This window comes from Acidimicrobiales bacterium (assembly GCA_036270875.1).
Taxonomy (GTDB): domain Bacteria; phylum Actinomycetota; class Acidimicrobiia; order Acidimicrobiales; family AC-9; genus AC-9.
On sequence record DATBBR010000078.1, the window covers coordinates 47,890 to 67,851 of the forward strand.

Sequence of the window (19,962 nt, forward strand, 5' to 3'; positions counted from 1 at the left end):
CTCGATGACGACCGCGCACCAGGAGCCGCTCGGATGCCACAGACATGCGCTCATCTCGACCAGATTCAGCCAGTCGAGCCGTCGTCGTGGGGCTGTGAGGATTGCCTCGCCGCCGGCGATCGGAACTGGGTCCACCTACGCGTCTGCCAGCGTTGCGGCCACGTCGGCTGTTGCGACAACTCCCCCGGTCGCCACGCCACCGCCCACTACAAGACCATCACCCACCCCATCATCCGGTCCTACGAGCCAGGAGAGGACTGGTATTGGTGCTACGAGGACGACCTCGCCTTCATGCTCGAGGGAGCACCTCCAGCCCCGTCGCATCCGTAACGGTCTCCGGTGGCCCTAGGGGGGGTGGAGGGAAGATGAGCGGGCAGTCTTCCGTTGGAAACGACATGGCTGTCGCCGCTGCCACGCATCCCAGGCACCGCGGCATGCACCTGCTCCGGAACCTCGTGGGCGTCGCCGTCTTGGCTCTGGCGCTCGCCGCCCTCGTCGACAAGCGCCACGATCTGACATCGGCATCCCACTTCCTTTCCCGCCTCGACTGGCGTTGGTTGGTGCTGGCAGTGGGAGCCGAGGCTGCCTCGATGGTCGTGTTCGCCCGCCTCCAGCGCTGGCTGCTGCGGGCCGGAGGCGTGCGCATGGGGCTTCGCTCAATGATCGAGATCACCCTCGCCGGCAACGCCTTGGGTACGACGCTGCCCGGCGGGGCGGCGTGGTCGGCAACCTGGGCCTTCGGCCAGCTCCGGCGTCGGGGCGCCGACCGGGTGCTCTCGGGGTGGGTCATCCTGGTGGCCGGCGCCCTGGCCGCCTTCGCCCTGTTCGTCATCGTGGCGGTGGGTTCGTTCGTGGCCGGCTCGAGGGGCCCCGTCGCCGATCTGCGGCCGTTGGCAGCCGTGCTCGCTGCCATCCCCGTGGCCGTCGGCATCGGGGCCGTGCTGCTCGCCCGCTGGCCGGCGCTGCGGGCAAGGGTCCGCCACCTCTGGGAGGCCGAAGCCCGGCACCCCAGGGTGAAGTCGGCCGAGGACGCCCTAGGGCGCGTGTGGGCTCGGATCCGGACCGTGCGGCCGACGCCGCTGGGATGGCTCGGGGCCTTCGGCCTGGCCCTGGCCAACTGGGTCTGGGACGCCGTCGCCCTGGCTGCCTGCATCCTGGCGCTCGGCGGCGGTGTGCCCTGGCGCGGGGTCCTGGTGGCCTACGCGCTCACCCAGATCGCGGCCAGCTTCCCCATCACCTCTGGGGGCCTCGGCGTGGTCGAAGGCAGCCTGGCCGCCCTGCTCGTGGCCTATGGCATGCCGCTCGACCGGGCGGTGGCGGCGACGCTGCTCTACCGGCTGGTGAGCTTCTGGGCCCTCGTTCCCGTTGGCTGGGCGGTGTGGTCGGCGATCGAGGTCTCACAGCGGCGGGGCCACCGGACCCGCTCGCACCCCTGGGCCGTCCACCTCCACGGCCCCGCCCCGGCCAACCCCGCGCTCGCCCGGGAGGGCATGGGTCGTGTGGTCCCGCCCGAGCCGTGCTGGGGCTGCGACGACGACGAGGACGTCGTCAGCAGCACTCCGGCCGCGTAGGGACCTTCATCCCCGCAGCACGTAGCCGCTGCTGCGGACGGTGTGGATCAGGCGCGGTCCGTGCTCTTCGAGCTTGCGCCGAAGGGCGCTCACGTGGCGCTCCACCACGTTGCGGCTGTAGCCCTTGTAGCCCCACAGCTCGGACAACAGCTGGGTGGTGGTGAGCACCCGTCCCGGGCGCCGGACGAGCCGGCACAGCAGCTCGAACTCGACGTGGGTGAGGTCGAGGTGGTGGCCACCTCGGGTCACGACCCGGGAGCCCTCGTCAACGACCAGGTCACCGACCTCCCACTTGCCGCCTCGTGACTTGCCGTTCCTGGCCAGGACCGCCTCGACCTGGACGAGCAGGGCGTCGACCGAAAAGGGCTTGGTGACGTAGAGGTCGGCACCCGCCTCGAACCCGGCCCGCAGCTCGTCGGGCTCGTCGGCGCCGGTGAGGAACAGGAGGGCCACGTCGGACTGCTCCCGCAGCCGTCGGGCCACGGTGAACCCGTCGGGCCCCTTCCCCAGCCGCACGTCAACGACGGCGAGGTCGGGCGCGAACGACTTGGCCTCCCTGAGGGCCTCGTTGCCTTCGGACGCCGCCGCGACCTCGTAGCCCTCAGCCCGCAGGACGGCGACGAGCAGGTCCCTGACCACCTGCTCGTCTTCGACCACAAGCGTTCGGGCATTCACAGGTTTTCCTTCCCCATGCCCGCCCCATCTACCTCCCCAGACCCGCCATTCGGGTTCCCATTTGGTCGCTTTTGCGTATTCTATCCAACCTTCGGGGAACCCAACCTGATTGGGGCGGCGCTCACTGGCTGGCGATGGCGGCGCGGGCCTCCCCCTCCGGATCGATGAACTCGGGCCCGTCGACGTCGACGACCGCCCGGATGATCCGGCCGGTGAACCAGAACGGCGCCTGGTAGTCCCGCGTGACGGGTAGCCCGTCGCTGTAGCCGCACGTGAGGCCGGCTCCCGTCAGTGAGAATCGGGTCGGGGTGAAGCGCGGGATTCGGCCTGCGCCGACGACCGCGCCGTCCACCAGCAGACGGGCGGTTCCCTCGTGGTCCCCCGTCCGCTCGAACTGGAAGCCAAGGTGATGGCGGCCGGGGGACAGCTCGACGTCGGACCGCACGCGATGCTCCTCCAGGCTGACGAAGTTGTGGACGTAGGCCAGGCGTCGATCGGCCACGTAGAAGGACCATCCACCCAGACCCGATCCCTGGGCGACGAGCACGCCATCCGCCTCCCACGACGGGATCTCCACCTCGGCGGTGACGGCATGGGATCGGTTGTGCACGTTCACTGCAACCGTCTCGGGGACGGCGGCCGCGCCCGGGCGGCACACGTAGTGAGACCGCGCCTGGACGGCGGCCGGTCGTTCGAACACCAGCTCGGAGAAGGGCCGGTTGTCGAGGGGTAGCACCTGGTTGCGGCCGGCCTCGGTCCACCAGCGCTCGATCAGCTCGCGCACCTTCGCCGGGTGCTGCTCGGCCAGGTCGTGACACTCGGACGGATCCTCGTCGACGTGGTAGAGCTCCCAGTGGTCGTCCTCGAAGCCCACCCTGGTGTCCTGTATGGGGTGGTACGTGACCGCCTTCCATCCGCGGTGGTACAGGGCCCGGCAGCCGAACATCTCGTAGTACTGGGTCTCGTGGCGTCCCGGCGCCCGGGCATCTCCGAAGCTGTCCGAGAACCCAATCCCATCGAGCGGGCGCTGGTCGGCATGGCCGAGAGCGTCGGCGGTATCGAGTTGCAACGCCTCCAGCACGGTCGGCACCAGATCGATTGCGTGGACGTACTGCCGGCGGAGACCACCCCTGTCGCCGATGCCCGCCGGCCAGTGGACGATCAGCGGATCGGCGACTCCACCCTCATGCACCTCGCGCTTCCACCGTCGGAACGGCGTGTTGCCGGCCACGGTCCATCCCCACGGATAGTTGTTGTGGCAGTACGGCCCGCCGATCTCGTCGATCCGCTCCAGGGCTTCGTCCACGTCGCGGGGAGCCATGTTCCAAAGCCGCAGGTCGTTCACTGACCCGGTCGGGCCACCCTCCGAGCTGGCCCCGTTGTCCGAGAGCACGAAGACGATGGTGTTGTCCAGATCGCCGATCTCGTCGAGATATCCCAGCAGCCGCCCGACGTGATGGTCCGTGTGGGACAAGAACCCGGCGAAGGCCTCCATGTAGCGGGCATACAGCCGGCGCTCCGACGCCGAGAGCGAGTCCCAGGCCGGTACCCAGTCCGGACGCGGCGAGAGCTCGGTCCCCTCCGACAGGATGCCGGCTTCGACCTGGCGGGCCAGCGTGGCGGCACGCCAGGCGTCCCATCCCGAATCGAACGCGCCGCGGTAGCGCTCGATCCACTCCGGCGGCGCCTGGTGCGGCGAGTGGCAGGCGCCGGTGCAGAAGTACAGGAGGAACGGCTTGTCAGGGTCCGTGGCCCGCAGGTCCCGGACGACCTCGATGGCGTGGTCCGCCAGGTCTTCGGTCAGGTGGTAACCCTCCTCGGGACTCCTTCCCGGCCGGACATGGTGGTTGTCGGAGACCAGCGCCGGTACGAACTGATGCGTCTCACCGCCGAAAAAGCCGTAGAAGCGCTCGAACCCCCGCGCCAACGGCCAGCGGTGGCGGGGCGCGGCGGGGTGGCACTCCTCTTCGGGTGTGAGGTGCCACTTCCCCACCCCGTACGCGGCGTAGCCGTGCGGGACGAGCATCTCCGGCAGGAACCGGTTGGCGGCGGGGATGCGGGCGTCGTAGCCAGGGAAGCCGGTCGCCAGCTCGATGATCCGGCCCATGCCGTTGACGTGGTGGTTGCGCCCGGTGAGCAGGCACGCTCGCGTCGGCGAGCACAAGGCGGTGGTGTGGAAGTTCGTGTACCGGAGCCCTCGGGCGGCGAGCCCGTCGAGGACCGGTGTGTCGATGTCGGAGCCGAAGCAGCCGAGCTGGGCAAACCCGACGTCGTCGAGGACGATGAAGGCGATGTTGGGCGCGCCCTCGGGCGCCCGCACCGGCTGTGGCCACCACGCCGTCGACTCCGCATAGTCGCGGCCGATGACACCTCTGAACTCCCCTGGCTCCACGGATGCCGCACCCCCTGTTCGTCCGAACGCCGTTCCCTCAGCCGGCCTCCCGGGCCGACTACCCGGGGACACTAGGCGCGGCGAAATGGATGGGTCAGCTGACGGAGGTACTCGCCCGGGACGGGCTCGTCGATGCCGTATGCCGCCGGCACCCGACCCTTCGGGAGGTAGGCGGTGCCGAACAGCACGTCGAGCAGCGGCAGTCCCCCGGCGAAGTTCTTGTTCACCGCCTCGGCCTCGTTGGCATGGTGCCAGTGATGGAACTCGGGCGTGGTGACCACCCAGCGGAGAGGTCCGAAGCGGAACCGCACGTTCGAATGGATGAAGAGCGCGTTGAAGGCGGCAAACAGCACCACCACGCCGACTGTGAGTCGGGTGAAGCCCAGGAGGAACAGCGGGATGGCGACGAACACCCGGTGGAACACGGCGTCGAGGGGGTGCTGGCGGGCTGCCGCCAGCCAGTCCATCTCGGTGATGCTGTGGTGGATGGCGTGGAAGCGCCAGAGCAGGCCGAGGCGATGGCTCGCGCGGTGGGCCCAGTAGAACAGGAATTCCGCGAGGAGGAGGCCCTCGGCGACCTGGGCGCCCTTCGGCTGCGTGTGGACGACACGGGCGAGCCCGTCTCCGAGGGCGACCCGCAGCACCGTGGCGAAGATCGCCGCCGCGGCCAGGAAGCCAGCCGTGATGAAGAGGTTGGTGACGAAGAAGTGGACGAGATCTGTGGCCCAGCCCCGTCGGAACACCTTCCGGGGCTGCAGGGAGAAGAGCTTCTCCATGGGCACGAAGATGGCGACCAGCACCACGAATCCGAAGAGCAGGTGACCGCGGACCACAACGCCCACAGCCAGCAGAGCCAGCGTCAGCACGGTGGGAACGACCCGGGGGCGCTCGCTGGCGTTGTCGGCCGCGGTTTGCCTAGGGACGCGGGCCTCGGTCAACGCCACGGATCGATCTTGCCAATGTGGTGTGAGGTAGGGCGCAGAGAAGTATGAGCATCGCGTGAGGAGGTCGTGGCCGGGCCGGCGCCCTCCTGGATCGCTACCCTGAAGCGGCGCCGACGAGCAGGAGGCGAAGTCGTGGACCATCAGGTGATCGGGACGGTCATGCCCGTCCTGGAGATGAAGCTGGATTCGGGCGAAAGCGTCGTCGCCGAGTCGGGCGAGCTCTCGTGGATGAACGGCTCGATCGAGCTGTCGACATCGGCTGGCAAGACGGCGGGGTCCAAGGGTCTGTTCGGCGCCGTCAAGCGCGCCATCGGCGGTGGCTCCCTCTTCATGACCGAGTACCGGGCCAACGGCAGCGCCGGCATGGTGGCCTTCGCCACCAAGGTGCCGGGACACATCCTGCCCGTCGAGGTCGGGGGGGCCAACGAGTACCTCATCCACCGCGGTGGGTACCTGTGCGGCGAGCCCGCCGTCGAGCTGAGCATCGCCGTCCAGCAGAAGCTCGGGGCCGGCCTCTTCGGCGGGGCCGGCTTTGTCCTCCAGAAGGTCAGTGGACAGGGACAGGCGTGGGTCGAGCTCGACGGCGAGGTCGTCACCTACGAGCTGGGGCCGGGCGAGACCATGCGGGTCCATCCGGGCCACATCGGCATGCTGGACGCCACCGTGAGCTTCACAATCGATCGCATCAAGGGCGTGAAGAACATCGTCTTCGGGGCCGAGACCCTCTTCCTGGCCGCCCTCACCGGCCCCGGGAAGGTGTGGCTGCAGACGCTGCCCCTGCCCAACCTGGCCGCCGCCATCAACCCCTACATCGTCCACCCGGAGGCCAAGGGCAACGGTGGAGGCGGAAGCGGGATCCACTTCGGCAGCGACAACGACTGAGAGCCGCCCGCCGGGTGGCGTGCTCGTCGAGGTGGTATCGACGAGCATCGAAGGAGTGACACCGTGCTCGCCACGGCATGCTCACGCCTACCGGGTGACGGCGCTCGCGGCCGTGCCCGCGTACAGCTCGGCAGCCCGCCAGCAGTACCAGGCGACCACGGTGCGATAGGGCCGAAACGGGTCCCCCAGCGGCTCCAGCTGGCGGGGCGTCGGCATGTTGATGCCCCACGCCAGGCCGTAACCCCGGCGTACCCCGAGATCGCCGGTGGGCCACACGTCGAGACGGCGCAGCTGGAACATGAGAAACATCTCGGCACTCCAGCGGCCGATGCCGCGGACGCTCGACAACCGGGTGATGACCTCCTCGTCGCCTTCACGTGACAGGCCTCGGGGATCCAGCACTACCGTGCCGTCGAGGACCTTCGTCGAGAGGTCCCGAAGCGACGCCGCCTTGTTGCCCGAGAGTCCTGCCGCCCGCAGGGCCTCCGAGGACAGCGCGAGCACGCCCTCGGGGGTGACGTCGCCGCCGAGGGCGGCGACGAGCCGGCCGTGGATGGCGGCCGCTGCCGCCCCGGCGAGCTGCTGGTAGGTCACTGACCGCACCAGGGCGGCGAAGTGGCTGTCCATCGGCTTTCGAAACCGCGGCGGTCCGACGGCGTCGAGGAAGCGGGCTATCACCGGGTCCCTGGTGGCCAGCTCGCGGGCGGCGGCGGCGGGGGTCGCCCGGCGCGCCGGCCTGGCCGCCTTGTCCGGTTGAGTTGTCGCGGGCTTGCGGGTCGCGCTCAGGTGGCTTGGCCCGCTGAGAGGCCGTGGTACGGGCTGCCCGCCCGCTGCCACTCCTGGTACAGGTCGAAGAACTCCTGCCCGAAGGGGTCTTCACCGACGAGCGGCATGGTGGCACGTCGGATCGTGAAGTCGTTGGGGGCCAGCTCCCCGGCCTCCTGGAAATGGCGGCGCGCCGTCACCTCGTCGCCCTGCCGGCGGGCCTGCGCGGCGATGCGGAAGTGCAGGCGGGCCAGCACCTCGTCAGGAGTGAGGTCACCGACCGCCCGGCGGGCGTCGTCGGGCACGATCGGCACCTCACCGCCGCGAACCCACCGCCTCACGGCCTCCATGTGCGGGGCGGCTTCGACGCCCGTGAAGTCCTTGAACATGTCCGTTCCGAAGGCGACGCCGTTCGGCCGCACGATCTGGTCGTCCTCGTCGATCCAGATGACCGTCGGGACGTTGCTGATGGCGTAGATCTCGGTCAGCACGTGGTTGGGATCGATGAGCACCGGGAACGTGATGTTCTCGACCCAGGGGCGCACGTCGTCAGGTGAGTCGTCGATGGCGACACCGACCACCGTGAGGCCGTCGCCGGCGAGCTCGTCCTGCAGCGCCTGCCACCCGGGCAGGTCGTAGCGGCAGCCTCACCACGACGCGAAGGCGACCAACAGCTTCTTGCGGCCGCGCCACTCCTCGAGGCGGCGCGGGTGGCCATCGAGGTCGTCGAGGGCGAAGGTGGGCGCGCGGAGCGAGTCGAGCGCCTGACGACGGCCCCCGGCATCCATCGCCACGGCGGCGATCCCCGCGACGGTGTCGACGACGGCCGCTCGCCCCAGAGCGCCGGCGACACCCGCCAGGTCCACGTCGTTCCCCACGAACAACGACGCCCGATCGCGCACTGGTACACAAACGTCCTCCTGGCACAGACCCTCAGGCTTGAGCTCCCAGCCGAGGGCGTCGACCAGTCGCTCGGGTGCGACCAAGAGCCGGCCGTCGGTCGCGGTGGCCTCGACTCTCCGTACATCGTCGCTGATGATCGTGGCGGACGGCATCCTACGACCCCCTTCGTCAACGCTTACGGTAGCTAACCTGACCTACTAGAAAGTAGGCCTAACAGCTCGCAGCTGGGGGCGGCTTTCGGGCAGAGGAGGGGGAAATGACCGACATCGCCGCTCAACACCGGCAAGCACTCGGGGCCACGCGCCGCCTCGTGGCCGGCATCGATCCACGACAGTGGACCGAGCCGACGCCGTGCGCCGACTGGAACGTCGGCGAGCTGCTCAACCACGTCGTGGGCGGCAACTGGTGGGCGGCCGAGCTCGCCGGCGGCGCCACCATCGACGAGGTCGGGTCGAGGCTGGACGGCGACCAGCTCGGCGAGGACGCGCTCGACGCCTACGACCGGTCAGCCGAGGTGGCTGCCGCTGCCTTCGAGGCGCCGGGTGCCCTCGACGCCCCGTGTGCGGTCTCCTATGGACCGGTGCCGGGGTCCGTCTACGCCGGGCACCGGCTCATCGACGTCCTCATCCACGGCTGGGACCTCGCCGTCGCCACGGGCCAGGATCGGACGATCGATCCCGTCCTCGTCGACGCCTGCTGGGGGGTGGTCGAGCCCCAGGCCGAGCTGCTGCGGGGCAGCGGGATGTTCGGCGGTGACATCTCTCTTCCCGCCCGAGCCGACCCCCAGGCCCGCTTGCTCGCCGCGCTGGGTCGCCGCCCCTGACCATCCGCCGTCAGTAGCGGTAATGCTCAGCCTTGAAGGGCCCCTCCGGCGCCACGCCCAGGTAGTCGGCCTGCTCGTCGGTGAGCCGGGTCAGCTTCACTCCGAGGGCGTCCAGATGAAGGGCTGCCACCTTCTCGTCCAGGGTCTTGGGCAGCATGTAGACGCCGACGGGATAGTCGTGGCTCTTCGTGAACAGCTCGATCTGGGCCAGCACCTGGTTGGAGAAGGAGCAGGACATGACGAAGCTCGGGTGCCCGGTGGCGCAGGCCAGGTTCACGAGCCGGCCCTCGGCCAGCAGGATGATGGCGTGTCCGTCCGGGAACGTCCACAGGTCGACTCCCGGCTTGATCTGCAGGCGCTCGATGCCGGGCACCCTCGCCAACCCGGCGACGTCGATCTCGTCGTCGAAGTGACCGATGTTGCACACGATGGCGTTGTGCTTCATGGCGGCGAGGTGGTCGGTGGTGATCACCTCGGTGTTCCCGGTCGCGGTCACGAAGATGTCAGCCTGTCCGACGACGTCCTCGACGCGCGCCACCTCGATGCCGTCCATGGCGGCCTGGAGGGCATTGATCGGGTCGACCTCGCTGACGATGACCCGACCCCCCTGTCCCCGTATGGCCTGGGCGCACCCCTTGCCCACTTCGCCGTAGCCGCAGATCATCACGGTCTTGCCGCCGATCATCACGTCGGTGGCGCGCACGATCCCATCGACGAGTGAGTGTCGACAGCCGTAGAGGTTGTCGAACTTCGATTTCGTGACCGAATCGTTGACGTTCATCGCCGGCCACAGGAGCTCACCCCGGTCGAGCATCTGATAGAGCCGATGCACGCCGGTCGTCGTCTCCTCGCTGACCCCCCGGATCTGCTTGGCAAGTCGGGTCCAGTGCTGTGAGTCCTGGCCCTGCACCCTCCGCAAGAGCGAGAACACCACGCCGAGCTCGACGGAGCCAGCCTCTGAGGGGTCCGGGACGGAGCCTGCCGCCTCGAAGGCAACCCCCTTGTGCACGAGCAGGGTGGCGTCACCGCCGTCGTCGAGGATCATGTTGGGCCCGTCGCCGTCCGGCCAGGAGAGGGCCCGCTCGGTGCACCACCAGTATTCCTCCAGCGTCTCGCCCTTCCAGGCGTAGACGGGCACACCCTTCGGATCCTCCGGCGTGCCCTCCGGGCCCACCGCGACGGCGGCGGCGGCGTGGTCCTGGGTCGAGAAGATGTTGCAGGAGGCCCAGCGCACCTCGGCGCCCAGCGCGGTGAGCGTCTCGATCAGTACCGCCGTCTGAACGGTCATGTGGAGCGAGCCGCTGATACGGGCACCACGCAGAGGCTTCGACTCCCCGAGCTCCTGGCGCAGCGCCCGAAGCCCCGGCATCTCGTGCTCAGCCAGGTGGATCTCGCGCCGGCCGAACGGGGCCAGCGACGTATCGGCCACCCGAAAGTCGAAGCGGTCGGACGCGGTGGTGGGTTCCACGGAGGTCATAGCGCCCATTATGGTGCACCGAGCGGATCAATCAGTCCGCCGGACCTCGTCGAAGGTTGCTCGCCCCTCGATCTTCACCGGAACATTCCGGCGGGCGGCGAGCGGCATCGCCATGTCCCACCCTGCGGCGCTCAAGTGCCGGTGCTCGTCACACTGGCCCGGTCTGGTTCGTCATTGCCATGACACGCCGCGATAAGGGAATGTGACCAATGCAAGACCGGGATTTTCTAGCCGTGCGGTTCGAGGAGCACCGGGGCCACCTCCGGGCGGTCGGCTACCGGATGCTGGGCTCGCTCAGCGAGGCCGACGACGCCGTCCAGGAGGCCTGGCTTCGGCTCAGCCGCTCGGACACCAGCGAGGTCGAGAACCTGGGCGGGTGGCTGACCACTGTCGTAGCCCGAGTGTGCCTGAACATGCTGCGGGCGCGTAGGTCGCACGGCGAGGAGCCCCTGGACGTGCACATGCCGGACCCGATCGTGAGCCGCCAGGACGGGATCGACCCCGAGCACCAGGCGCTCTTGGCCGACTCGGTCGGCCTCGCTCTGCTCGTGGTCCTCGAGACGCTGTCGCCCGCCGAACGTCTCGCGTTCGTCCTCCACGACATGTTCGGCGTGCCCTTCGACGAGATCGCCCCCATGGTCGAGCGAACGCCGGCCGCAGCCAGGCAGCTCGCCAGCCGCTCTCGCCGCCGGGTCCAAGGGGTGACAACCACGCCTGACACGGACATCTCGCGACAGCGAGAGGTCGTCGACGCCTTCTTCGCCGCCGCCCGGGACGGAGACCTCGACGCCCTCGTAGCGGTGCTCGACCCGGACGTGGTGCTGCGATCCGATGGGGGCGCGTCGCGTCCGGCCGCCTCGGTGGTCGTTCACGGCGCGCAAGCAGTGGCCGAGCAGGCTTTCACCTTCTCCGGGCTGTCCCCGTTCGTCCGCCCGGCGTTGGTCAACGGCATCGCAGGAGTCGTCGTGGCTCCTCGCGGACGGCCCTTCTCGGTCATGGCCTTCACCGTGAGGAACGGAGCGATCGTCGCCATCGACGCGCTTGCCGACCCCACCCGCCTGGGGCAGCTCGACCTGGCGGTCGTTGACGACACTGAGGTTCCTCGGGGTGGCGGCGTAGGGTGACCCACCGGCACCTGTCGGAAAACCAGTAGGCGGCAAGCGCAGTTCGTGCAACGCTGCCGACTGTGGGTTCGATCATGTGGGGCCGAGACGTCGCGGAGGTCTACGACGCCACGTAGTCGGCGATGGAGGAGGCTCGAGCTCTGGCTGCCCTGCGCGCCGGCGATGTGGAGGCCTCAGTTACCTAGCGGACGCCCCAGAGCGGCCCCGATCATCTCACGCCCCCACTCAATGCGAGGGGACGGAAAGGGGGGGTGAAGGGGTGGCGTTGTTGCAGGTGTCGGGAAGGACGACGTTCCCCGGCTTGTCCGAGAACTTCTGCATGACGATCCACTCGTCCAAATTCGGGTCATAGAGATTCTGCAGACCAAAATGCAACACCTGACGGAACTTGTGTGAATCGCTTTGATCGACGGAGAAGTCAGCGATCAGGACGGGAATCCGAGCTGGAATTGACGGCAGGCCCGGCACTGCTGCCGCGTTCGGCGTAGTCCCGCCCGCCGGCGCGACCATGTTTGGAGTCCCCGCCACCGGCGGTAACACGTTCCCAGGCGGTACGAGTCCCTTCTGCAAGTCGAAAACGATGCTGGCTCTGAACTGGTTCACCGCAGGGCCTGACCTTCCTCCGAGGATGGCCGACCCCACATAGCGCGATGTCTTCAGCCAAGCGTTGTAGTCAGAAAGAGTGTAGGGAGCGACGTTGTTGCATTTTCCTAGGTCGCCAACAATTGGTACAGGCCACTTGTAAGTCAGGGTGTACAGGCGGCCGTGGTAGATGAGGTTCGTGAAGTAGATCGGATCGTTCTGACTTCCAGCGGTCATCTCGCTGTAGCCATCATGTCCTTGCCAGGTGAAGGGAACGTTCACACCAAGGTCGGGGACAATGTATCGACCACTCCAGTTGAAGTTCTCGGGAAGCTGAGGAGGTGCTGGAGCAGATCCAGTCTTGCTTGCGCCTGGCTCACCGCTCGCGCATCCGTCGGCAAGGGCAATTATCAACAGAATGCCGGCCAGTCTCAGGATCTTCATTTCACTCCCCCCTCCAGCCAGGCACCACGTCCTTGAGGAGGTCGCACAGCCGATCCCCGTCGATCAGCTCGACCGGTGGCGCACCGTCGGGGTTCGCTTCGTTCTGAGCGTCCTTGGCGAATGAGCCGGTCGTGATCAGCAGTCCCTTCTCACCACGGCTGGCCATCGCGCCGCGAAAGTCCCGCACCGCGCCTCGCGGTAGGGCTGGCCACATCAACTCGTCGTACTGCGGGATTGAGGTGCCGGTCACTTCCTGATGGTCGCAGGTTTTCATCTCCTTTCGCCCGAGATCGCTTGGGGAACTGAACCGAGGTCCTCCTCGTCGTTCCCCCGAGCAACACGACCTCGGTCGGTGACCGCAACGCCGTGCCCGCCGCGTGCCCGTTCCGTGCCCGATCGAACGGGCACGGAGGGGTTCTCACGGTCAACCACGGTAAAAGGTGGACACTCCAAAAACCCGCTCTTACCAGGGGTTTTGGGACTCGAACCTGGTGGAGGTGATCGGACTCGAACCGACGACTTCTACGTTGCGAACGTAGCGCTCTACCGACTGAGCTACACCCCCGTGGCAACTCAGGATAGTCGGGGACCTAGTCCCTGCCCGATGGGGTCGTACCGGTGGCTCGGTCGATGGCCTGGCGGAGCCGACCCTGCAATGTGGCAGTGGTGACGTCGCCACGGGTGCGCTCGAGGACGGCACGCAGCGCGTCCACCGTCCGGCGCAGGCCACCGGTGATGGCGTCGGGATAGTCGATCGTGACGAGCATGTCGTAGGCGTCCTCCATGGCGCCCAGGAGGTCCTCGGCCCGGTCGAGCTCGCCCTGCCGGAGCCGGTCCAGAATGTGCCGGCGCAGCTCCGACGCCGCCTCGGCCAAGCCGTTGAGCCAGGCCGGCGTCCCCACCGCCAACTCGGCCGCGTCCGGAAGCGACGAACCCTCCACGAGGGCCGAGGTCAACCGGGCCTCGGCGTACTCCTTCTCGGCGTCGTGGAGGAACCCGGCACCCGCCACCGTCGGGTGTGGGCGCAGCGCCTCCTGGGCCTCGCGCAGGTTCGCCCGCGCCTCCTCGACCAGGCGGGCGTACTCCTCGGGTTCGAGGCGGTGGATGGCCCGGATCGATCTCCCGCAGGCCCGGATGGTCCGCCGGGACGCGGCCAGGCTGTCCTCCCGAGCCCGGTGGGTCCGGTCCAGCCGAGCCCGCACCGCATCGCCCAGCGCCAACAGCTCTTCCCCGCGCCCAGGCTCGGGCACCGGCTACGCCGACGTCAGTTCGCTGAGCGCCGCAGCACGAATGCAGGCTCGGGCTGGCGGTGCGGGTCGAGAAAGGCGACCTTCGTCGACCGCTCGAGGGCGACGCCACGCAGGTGCACCAGCGCAGCCAGATAGGTGACCGTCATCCCGGCGAGCACCGCGCTGAACCCCCAGGCCAGGCGCAGGCTGGGAACCGCACCGAGCAGGAACGTCAGAGTGATGCCCGTCAGCAACGTCTTCAGGACCTCACGGCGGCGCCTGAGCGTGTGCTGGCGTGTCGTCCACGCCACCGGTTGCCGGGAGGGCGCAACCGGCGCCCGGTCCGACACCATCGCCCTGGCCGGCAGGTCCGGCCCCGATGGCGCCACCGGCCGCTGCGGCACCGCTGCCGAGTGGCTCGAATAGGCCATGCCGAGGCTGGCCCGCCGAGTCCGCGCCAGGACCCAGAGCTGGCGACGGAAGTCGCCGACAGAGTCGGTTGAACGAACGGCCTCTCTGCTGCGAAGAACAGTCGGGAGGAGGACCGCCACCCACATCGACGCCAGGATAAGGAGGACAATGATCGTCACTGTTCCTCGACCTACCTTCCTCTCTTCCTGGTGACCATAATCCAGGGGTCACGCCGAACGGTGGATGGTAGGACGGCCCAGCTGCACCTCCGCCGATGCTCACTGACCCGAGCGCGCCCCCCTCGTCGACATGGAGTTTTACTACCCGATGCACCGCCACGCCAGGGGTTCTTTTGGGCGTGTCGTATCGGCCCAGTACATCGCTAGTTTTCCCGGTGTTCAGACTGCCGGCCGCGGCCAGCCCAGGCGAGCTCAGGCCTCGAGCGGCGCCTGCGTCACCCCGTCGGTCCGCCGCCACGACCCCGAGCGACCGCCGGTCTTCTCCCACAGGGCCAGGTCCCCGATCGTCATCGAGCGGTCAGTGGACTTGCACATGTCATAGATCGTCAGGGCGGCGACGGCGCAGGCCGTGAGGGCCTCCATCTCCACGCCCGTCCGGTCCACCGTCTCCACCTGGGTCTCCACGCCGACATGGTCGTCACCGATGGTGAAGTTGACATACACCGAGCCGACCAGCAGGGGATGGCACAGGGGAATGAGATCCGCCGTCCGCTTGGCCGCCTGGATCCCGGCGATGCGTGCCGCACCGAGGACGTCACCCTTGGTCATGGCGTTGCTCGCCACCCTGGATGTGGTGTCCGGCTGCATGGTCACCCTGCAGCGGGCCAGCGCCCGGCGGTGGCTGGGCTCCTTGGGGGTGACATCGACCATGCGGGCCCTGCCCAGCGGATCGACGTGGGTGAGGCCGCGGTCCGTCATGGCGGCGAGTCTAGATTCATCCGGCGCGCCTGGTCGCCTGACCAGTCAGTTTGACCGCTGCCGGCGGCTAGCCCCCGATCTGGCTCATGCTTCTCGGGGGCCGCACGAAGCTCACCCGACCGATGTGGTGGCCTGCCCACTTGGTGCCGACGGCGCGCTCGATGGCGGCGGCCAGGTCCTCGTCGGTGCCACCATTTCGCACAACCGCCCGCAGGTCGTGCTCGTCGAGCGCGAAAAGGCAGGTGCGAAACTTGCCCTCGGCCGTGATCCGCACCCGGTCACAATCGCCGCAGAAGGGTCTCGTCACGGACGGGATGACCCCGATCTCCCCCCCGCCGTCCACGTACCGGTACCTGGTCGCCGGCTCGGGTCCGTGCGGGACGGGCTCCAGGGGGTAGACGGCGTGGATGGCGGCCAGGGTCTCGTCGGCCGGCACCACCTGGTCCATCGTCCATCCACCGTCGGCGTCGAGCGGCATGAACTCGATGAACCGGGGTTGCACCCCCCGCTCCCGGCCGAAGGTGGCGAAGTCGACCGCCTCGTGGTCGTTGACGCCCCGCATCATCACCACGTTGATCTTGACCGGCGCGAACCCGGCCCCGATGGCAGCGTCGATCCCGTCCAGCACCCTGGCCAGCTGGTCGCGCCGGGCCATCTGGCGAAATCGCTCCGGACGCAGCGAGTCACACGACACGTTGATCCGGTTCAGCCCCGCCCGCCGCAGCTCGCCCGCCGCCAGGCCCAGCGTGGCCCCGTTGGTCGTCATGGCCAGGTCGACCGCCTGGCCGGTGCCCGGCACCTGCAGCCCGGCCAGCATCTTCACCAGCGCCGGCAACTGGGCCCGCACCGTCGGCTCACCGCCCGTCAGCCGGATCCCATCGAACTCGAAGCGCTCCACGCACACGCGGGCCACCCGCTCGATCTCCTCGAAGCTCAGCAGCTCCGAGCGGTCGAGCCACCGCATACCCTCCTCGGGCATGCAGTAGGTGCAGCGGAAGTTGCAGCGATCGGTGACCGATATGCGAAGGTCCCGCACGGTCCGCCCGAAGGGGTCGACCAGCGCCTTGGAGGGGGCACCGCTCACCTCTTCCATGCTAGGCGGTGAGTACCTCGGTTCCACCTTTGGTCGAAAGTTGGCGTGGCGGCCGCCGGCGCCAGGACCCATTTCGACCAAAGGTGAAACAAACCCAACGTGCCGTCGGCTCCCTCCCCCGGCGGATTCCTGTCAGAACGACCCCAGCAGCATCGTGGTCACGCACTCCCCCGCACCGACGCCTTCGCCGTCGGGGAGCAACGCCAAGGCGTTGGCGAGGGCCATGGCCGAGAGTTGGTGCGAGGCCTGACCGCCCGAGGAGCGGACGTGGAACCGTCCGTCGTCGCCGGGCCTGGCGACCACCCGGGCCAGGTGCAGCTTGCCGTCGGGACGCCGGCGCAGGTCTTCCTCGGCCACCGCCTCGACGTGGACGCGATCGAGCTGGTCATGTCCCATCATGGCCCTGAGGCCCGGCCTGGCGAACAGCTCGAAGCTCACCATCGAAGACACCGGGTTGCCGGGAAGACCGAACACCGGGCGGCCCTCGATGACCCCGAAGGCGAAGGGCTTGGCTGGCCTGATGGCCACCTGCATCCACCGCATGGAGCCGCCACTCAGCCGGTCGAGGACGACCTTGACGTAGTCGAAGTCCCCCATGCTGACGCCCCCGCTGGCCAGCACGGCATCGCAGCTCGGAAGCGCTCCCTCGACTGCCGAGGCGATCGCAGACTCGCTGTCGCGGGCGATCCCGAGGTCCACCGGCTCACAGCCGCTCGCGGCGAGGAGCGCCAGCAGAGTGTGGCGGTTCGAGTCCCTGATCTGGCCGGGCCGGAGGGGAGCATCGCCTTCGACGAGCTCGTCGCCGGTGGACAGCACCCCCACTCGCGCCCGGGGGAAGGCGGCCACGCTCGCATGGCCAAGGGATGCGAGCACGCCCAAGTGTCCGGGGCCCAGCGTCGTTCGTGGCGGGAACACCTCCTGACCGGCAGCGACATCCTCCCCGGGCAGCCGCAGGTGGTCCCCGGGATGCGCCGGCTGCTCCACGATCACCTCCGCCCCCTCGGTGTGGGTCAGCTCCACCATGACGACCGCGTCGCCGCCGGGCGGGATGGGCGCGCCGGTCATGATGCGCACGGCCTGGCCGGCGCCGAGCGCCGTCGACGGAGCCGTCCCCGCGGCCAAGGTGCCGACCACTGACAGCCGTACCGGCGCCCCTTCTGTGTCCGCGGCCCGCACGGCATAGCCGTCCATGGCCGTGTTGGCGAAGGCGGGCACCGCCTCGTGGGCGACGATCGCCTCCGAGCTGACACAGCCCAGCGCCTCGTCGAGGGGGATCTGGCGCGGGACCAAGGGCGCGCATCCGTCCAGGACGAACTGGCGGGCCCGCGCCAGGGGGATCACAGCCGGCCTCTCAGCCCTCGCCCTGCCGGGCGGCCAGGTCCGCGATGAGGCGGCGCAGGCCGGGCGCCAGGTCGGGGCGCTCCAGTGCGAGCTCCAGGTTCGCCCGCAAGTAGTCCAGCCGGTTGCCGGCGTCGTAGCGACCCCAGCTGAAGACGTACCCGTAGACGGGCTGCTCCTCCATGAGCAGGCCGATGGCGTCGGTGAGCTGGAGCTCCCCGCCCTTGCCGGGCTTGACCCGCTCGATGGCGCCGAAGATCTCCGGGGTGAACACGTAGCGGCCCATGAGGGCCAGGTCCGAGGGAGCCTCCTCGGGCTTCGGCTTCTCGATCACCTCCAGGAGCCGCACGAGCCTCGGCTCCACCTGGTCCACCCGACAGGAGCCGTAGGAGGAGATCTCAGCCGGCTCGACGGTCTTGAGGGCCACCACCGATCCGTCGTGGCGCTCGAATGCCTCCAGCATCCCTGTCAGGACCCCCGCCCGCTCGTGCATGATGTCGTCGCCGAGCAGCACGGCGAAGGGCTCGTCGCCCACGTGCTCGCGGGCCACTCCGACGGCGTGGCCCAGCCCCTTCGGCTCCTGCTGGCGGACGTAATGGACCCGCGCCATCTCGGCGATGTGCTGGATCCCTTCGAGCTCCTTGTGCTTTCCGGTCGCGGCCAGGTGCTCCTCCAGCTCGGGGGCCCGGTCGAAGTAGTCGGCCAGGCTCGCCTTCCCCCGGGAGGTGATCAGCAGGACGTCCTCGAGGCCGGCGGCGGCCGCCTCCTCGACGACGTACTGGATCGAGGGCTTGTCGACGATGGGCAGCATCTCCTTGGGGAGCGACTTGGTTACCGGGAGGAACCGAGTCCCCAGGCCGGCGGCGGGGATGACTGCCTTGCGGACCGCAGAGGTCATGGCGAGACGGTACACTTAGCACTCAGGTCTAGTGAGTGCTAACGCCCCGGAGGCGCCGCCGAGATGCCCACGTACGAATACGCCTGCAAGTCCTGCGGTGAGCACCAGGAGGTCGTCCAGTCGTTCAAGGACGACCCCCTGACGAAGTGCCCGGCGTGCGGCGGGCGCCTGCGCAAGGTGTTCGGGTCCATCGGCATCGCGTTCAAGGGCAGCGGCTTCTACCGCAACGACAGCCGCCCGGCGTCGTCTTCGGAGAAGGCGTCACCCGACAAGGGCTCGTCCGACAAGGCCTCCTCCGACAAGGGCTCCTCGGACAAGGCGACGTCCGACAAGGGCACGTCCGACAAGGCCTCCTCGGACAAGGGAGGAGCGGAGAAGGGCTCCGGCTCCGCCCCCTCGTCCGACAAGGGCGGGTCGAGCGGTTCGAAGGGCGACTCGAAGCCGGCGACGAGCAGCGCGTCGTAGTCTCCGACCCGTGAGCGGGCCCACCGCTGAGATCGCCGTGATCGGCGGAAGCGGCTTCTACAAGTTCCTGGAGGACGTGCGGGAGATCCCGGTCCACACGCCGTATGGCGCTCCATCGGCTCCGGTGGCGCTGGCCCAGGTCGGCGATCGGTCCATCGCCTTCCTTCCCCGCCACGGCCTCCATCACGAGTACCCACCTCATCGTGTGAACTCGCGGGCCAACCTGTGGGCCCTCCGCCAGCTGGGGGTGCGCCGGGTGATAGGCCCGTTCGCCGCCGGGTCGTTGAGGCCGGACATCCATCCGGGGGAGCTGGTCATCTGCGATCAGCTCATCGACCGCACGTGGGGCCGCCCTGACACGTTCTTCGACGGGCCCGTGCTCGGGCACGTGACCTTCGCCGACCCCTACTGCTCCGAGCTCGGCGACGTGCTCGCCCGGGCCGCGGCCGACACCGGTGCCGTCGCCCATCGCTCGGGCACAGTGGTGGTGATCCAGGGTCCCCGCTTCTCGACTCGAGCAGAGTCACGCTGGTTCCGCGCCGCCGGCTGCGACGTGATCAACATGACTCAGTACCCCGAGTCGGTGCTGGCCCGCGAGCTCGGCATCTGCTACGGCGGACTGGCCCAGGTCACCGACTACGACACGGGACTGGAGGGCGACGCCAGTATCGAGCCGGTGACGATGGAGGCGGCCTTCGCCGTCCTGGAGGCCAGCATCGAGCAGACCCGTCGCCTCCTGATGAAGGCCATACCCGCCATCCCCGAGACGGCGTCGTGCGCATGCGCCGAAGGTCTCGCCGGAGGACCGCTGGCCGAGGGGCCGGCTTAGGACCCGCTGAGGCTCACGTCGCCGATGGCGAGGGTCAGGCCGGCCGCGATGCCGGGCAGCCACTCGAGGTCGGCGCCCACGGCCACCACGGTGCTCAGCATGCGCTGGATGGTCGAGGCGATGGTGACCTCCCGGACCGGCTCGGCCCGAGCGCCGTCACGGATGAGGAGTCCCTCGGC

22 protein-coding genes and 1 tRNA gene are annotated in these 19,962 nt (G+C 69.0%); 7 read left to right on the plus strand and 16 right to left on the minus strand.

Translation table 11 applies throughout. The annotated features are described in order from the left end of the window. Positions 1-33: 33 nt before the first annotated feature. Together VH112_09550 and VH112_09555 are read left to right on the plus strand one after the other, a co-directional pair. The gene (locus VH112_09550; protein ID HEX4540478.1) at positions 34-330 is read left to right on the plus strand and encodes a UBP-type zinc finger domain-containing protein; all 297 of its coding nucleotides are present in this window, start codon (positions 34-36) and stop codon (positions 328-330) included. 65 nt (positions 331-395) lie between these two features. Beyond that, on the plus strand, positions 396-1,571 hold the full coding sequence (locus VH112_09555) for a YbhN family protein (GenBank protein ID HEX4540479.1): 1,176 nt from the start codon (positions 396-398) through the stop codon (positions 1,569-1,571). Positions 1,572-1,577: 6 nt separating this feature from the next. Here VH112_09555 and VH112_09560 read toward each other — a convergent pair whose 3' ends face one another. From VH112_09560 to VH112_09570, 3 genes are all read right to left on the minus strand, one after another. Then, positions 1,578-2,246: a response regulator transcription factor gene (locus VH112_09560; GenBank protein ID HEX4540480.1), complete on the minus strand. Its 669-nt coding sequence runs from the start codon at positions 2,244-2,246 to the stop codon at positions 1,578-1,580. Positions 2,247-2,367: 121 nt separating this feature from the next. Next, the gene (locus VH112_09565) at positions 2,368-4,638 is read right to left on the minus strand and encodes an arylsulfatase (GenBank protein HEX4540481.1); all 2,271 of its coding nucleotides are present in this window, start codon (positions 4,636-4,638) and stop codon (positions 2,368-2,370) included. Between the two features lie 71 nt (positions 4,639-4,709). Then, the gene (locus tag VH112_09570) at positions 4,710-5,582 is read right to left on the minus strand and encodes a sterol desaturase family protein (GenBank protein HEX4540482.1); all 873 of its coding nucleotides are present in this window, start codon (positions 5,580-5,582) and stop codon (positions 4,710-4,712) included. Between the two features lie 132 nt (positions 5,583-5,714). Between VH112_09570 and VH112_09575 the strand changes: the two genes are divergently transcribed. Beyond that, the gene (locus tag VH112_09575; protein ID HEX4540483.1) at positions 5,715-6,464 is read left to right on the plus strand and encodes an AIM24 family protein; all 750 of its coding nucleotides are present in this window, start codon (positions 5,715-5,717) and stop codon (positions 6,462-6,464) included. Positions 6,465-6,551: 87 nt separating this feature from the next. On the opposite strand, the gene VH112_09580 is transcribed toward VH112_09575, so the two are convergent. Both VH112_09580 and VH112_09585 read right to left on the minus strand, forming a co-directional pair. Next, complete coding sequence (locus VH112_09580; protein HEX4540484.1) at positions 6,552-7,142, minus strand: hypothetical protein; 591 nt, start codon at positions 7,140-7,142, stop codon at positions 6,552-6,554. 104 nt (positions 7,143-7,246) lie between these two features. Beyond that, positions 7,247-8,284: a TlpA disulfide reductase family protein gene (locus VH112_09585; protein ID HEX4540485.1), complete on the minus strand. Its 1,038-nt coding sequence runs from the start codon at positions 8,282-8,284 to the stop codon at positions 7,247-7,249. A gap of 104 nt (positions 8,285-8,388) precedes the next feature. Here VH112_09585 and VH112_09590 point away from each other — a divergent pair, with 104 nt between their 5' ends. Then, the gene (locus VH112_09590; protein ID HEX4540486.1) at positions 8,389-8,955 is read left to right on the plus strand and encodes a TIGR03086 family metal-binding protein; all 567 of its coding nucleotides are present in this window, start codon (positions 8,389-8,391) and stop codon (positions 8,953-8,955) included. A 10-nt stretch (positions 8,956-8,965) separates the two neighbouring features. Here VH112_09590 and ahcY read toward each other — a convergent pair whose 3' ends face one another. Further along, positions 8,966-10,432, minus strand: coding sequence for an adenosylhomocysteinase (gene ahcY / locus VH112_09595; GenBank protein ID HEX4540487.1), 1,467 nt, complete (start codon positions 10,430-10,432; stop codon positions 8,966-8,968). Positions 10,433-10,665: 233 nt separating this feature from the next. Here ahcY and VH112_09600 point away from each other — a divergent pair, with 233 nt between their 5' ends. Continuing rightward, entirely contained in the window at positions 10,666-11,556 is an 891-nt protein-coding gene (locus tag VH112_09600) for a sigma-70 family RNA polymerase sigma factor (GenBank protein HEX4540488.1), read from the plus strand. A 225-nt stretch (positions 11,557-11,781) separates the two neighbouring features. Here the strand turns inward: VH112_09600 and VH112_09605 are convergent, their stop codons facing one another. The 9 genes from VH112_09605 to galU all read right to left on the minus strand — a co-directional run bounded on the left by VH112_09605 (position 11,782) and on the right by galU (position 18,489). Continuing rightward, on the minus strand, positions 11,782-12,582 hold the full coding sequence (locus VH112_09605) for a hypothetical protein (GenBank protein ID HEX4540489.1): 801 nt from the start codon (positions 12,580-12,582) through the stop codon (positions 11,782-11,784). Position 12,583: 1 nt separating this feature from the next. Next, on the minus strand, positions 12,584-12,832 hold the full coding sequence (locus VH112_09610; protein HEX4540490.1) for a restriction endonuclease: 249 nt from the start codon (positions 12,830-12,832) through the stop codon (positions 12,584-12,586). A 239-nt stretch (positions 12,833-13,071) separates the two neighbouring features. Next, positions 13,072-13,147 (minus strand) — tRNA-Ala (locus VH112_09615). Between the two features lie 25 nt (positions 13,148-13,172). After that, a complete protein-coding gene (locus VH112_09620; protein HEX4540491.1) occupies positions 13,173-13,832 on the minus strand; it encodes a hypothetical protein in 660 nt (219 codons plus the stop codon). 14 nt (positions 13,833-13,846) lie between these two features. After that, positions 13,847-14,401, minus strand: a complete 555-nt coding sequence (locus tag VH112_09625; GenBank protein HEX4540492.1) for a hypothetical protein — start codon at positions 14,399-14,401, stop codon at positions 13,847-13,849. Positions 14,402-14,653: 252 nt separating this feature from the next. Then, on the minus strand, positions 14,654-15,160 hold the full coding sequence (moaC, locus tag VH112_09630) for a cyclic pyranopterin monophosphate synthase MoaC (GenBank protein ID HEX4540493.1): 507 nt from the start codon (positions 15,158-15,160) through the stop codon (positions 14,654-14,656). 67 nt (positions 15,161-15,227) lie between these two features. Continuing rightward, the gene (gene moaA, locus VH112_09635) at positions 15,228-16,244 is read right to left on the minus strand and encodes a GTP 3',8-cyclase MoaA (GenBank protein HEX4540494.1); all 1,017 of its coding nucleotides are present in this window, start codon (positions 16,242-16,244) and stop codon (positions 15,228-15,230) included. 141 nt (positions 16,245-16,385) lie between these two features. Continuing rightward, entirely contained in the window at positions 16,386-17,594 is a 1,209-nt protein-coding gene (gene glp, locus VH112_09640; protein ID HEX4540495.1) for a gephyrin-like molybdotransferase Glp, read from the minus strand. A gap of 10 nt (positions 17,595-17,604) precedes the next feature. Next, positions 17,605-18,489, minus strand: coding sequence for a UTP--glucose-1-phosphate uridylyltransferase GalU (gene galU, locus VH112_09645; protein HEX4540496.1), 885 nt, complete (start codon positions 18,487-18,489; stop codon positions 17,605-17,607). A gap of 63 nt (positions 18,490-18,552) precedes the next feature. Between galU and VH112_09650 the strand changes: the two genes are divergently transcribed. Both VH112_09650 and VH112_09655 read left to right on the plus strand, forming a co-directional pair. Then, complete coding sequence (locus tag VH112_09650; protein HEX4540497.1) at positions 18,553-18,954, plus strand: FmdB family zinc ribbon protein; 402 nt, start codon at positions 18,553-18,555, stop codon at positions 18,952-18,954. A gap of 10 nt (positions 18,955-18,964) precedes the next feature. Beyond that, positions 18,965-19,783 carry an S-methyl-5'-thioadenosine phosphorylase gene (locus tag VH112_09655; protein HEX4540498.1) on the plus strand — a complete coding sequence of 273 codons (819 nt, stop codon included), beginning with the start codon at positions 18,965-18,967 and terminating at the stop codon, positions 19,781-19,783. On the opposite strand, the gene VH112_09660 is transcribed toward VH112_09655, so the two are convergent. Then, the coding region (locus VH112_09660; protein HEX4540499.1) for a metallopeptidase TldD-related protein at positions 19,780-19,962 on the minus strand (183 nt) is incomplete at its 5' end. The two genes, VH112_09655 and VH112_09660, sit on opposite strands and share 4 nt — an antisense overlap.

Excerpts from the sequence above, each read along its gene's own strand:
- VH112_09550 (HEX4540478.1), top strand. The coding sequence starts at position 34 with ATGCCACAGACATGCGCTCATCTCGACCAGATTCAGCCAGTCGAGCCG.
- VH112_09555 (HEX4540479.1), top strand. The coding sequence starts at position 396 with ATGGCTGTCGCCGCTGCCACGCATCCCAGGCACCGCGGCATGCACCTG.
- VH112_09590 (HEX4540486.1), top strand. The coding sequence starts at position 8,389 with ATGACCGACATCGCCGCTCAACACCGGCAAGCACTCGGGGCCACGCGC.
- ahcY (HEX4540487.1), bottom strand. The coding sequence starts at position 10,432 with ATGACCTCCGTGGAACCCACCACCGCGTCCGACCGCTTCGACTTTCGG.
- VH112_09605 (HEX4540489.1), bottom strand. The coding sequence starts at position 12,582 with ATGAAGATCCTGAGACTGGCCGGCATTCTGTTGATAATTGCCCTTGCC.
- moaC (HEX4540493.1), bottom strand. The coding sequence starts at position 15,160 with ATGACGGACCGCGGCCTCACCCACGTCGATCCGCTGGGCAGGGCCCGC.
- galU (HEX4540496.1), bottom strand. The coding sequence starts at position 18,489 with ATGACCTCTGCGGTCCGCAAGGCAGTCATCCCCGCCGCCGGCCTGGGG.
- VH112_09650 (HEX4540497.1), top strand. The coding sequence starts at position 18,553 with ATGCCCACGTACGAATACGCCTGCAAGTCCTGCGGTGAGCACCAGGAG.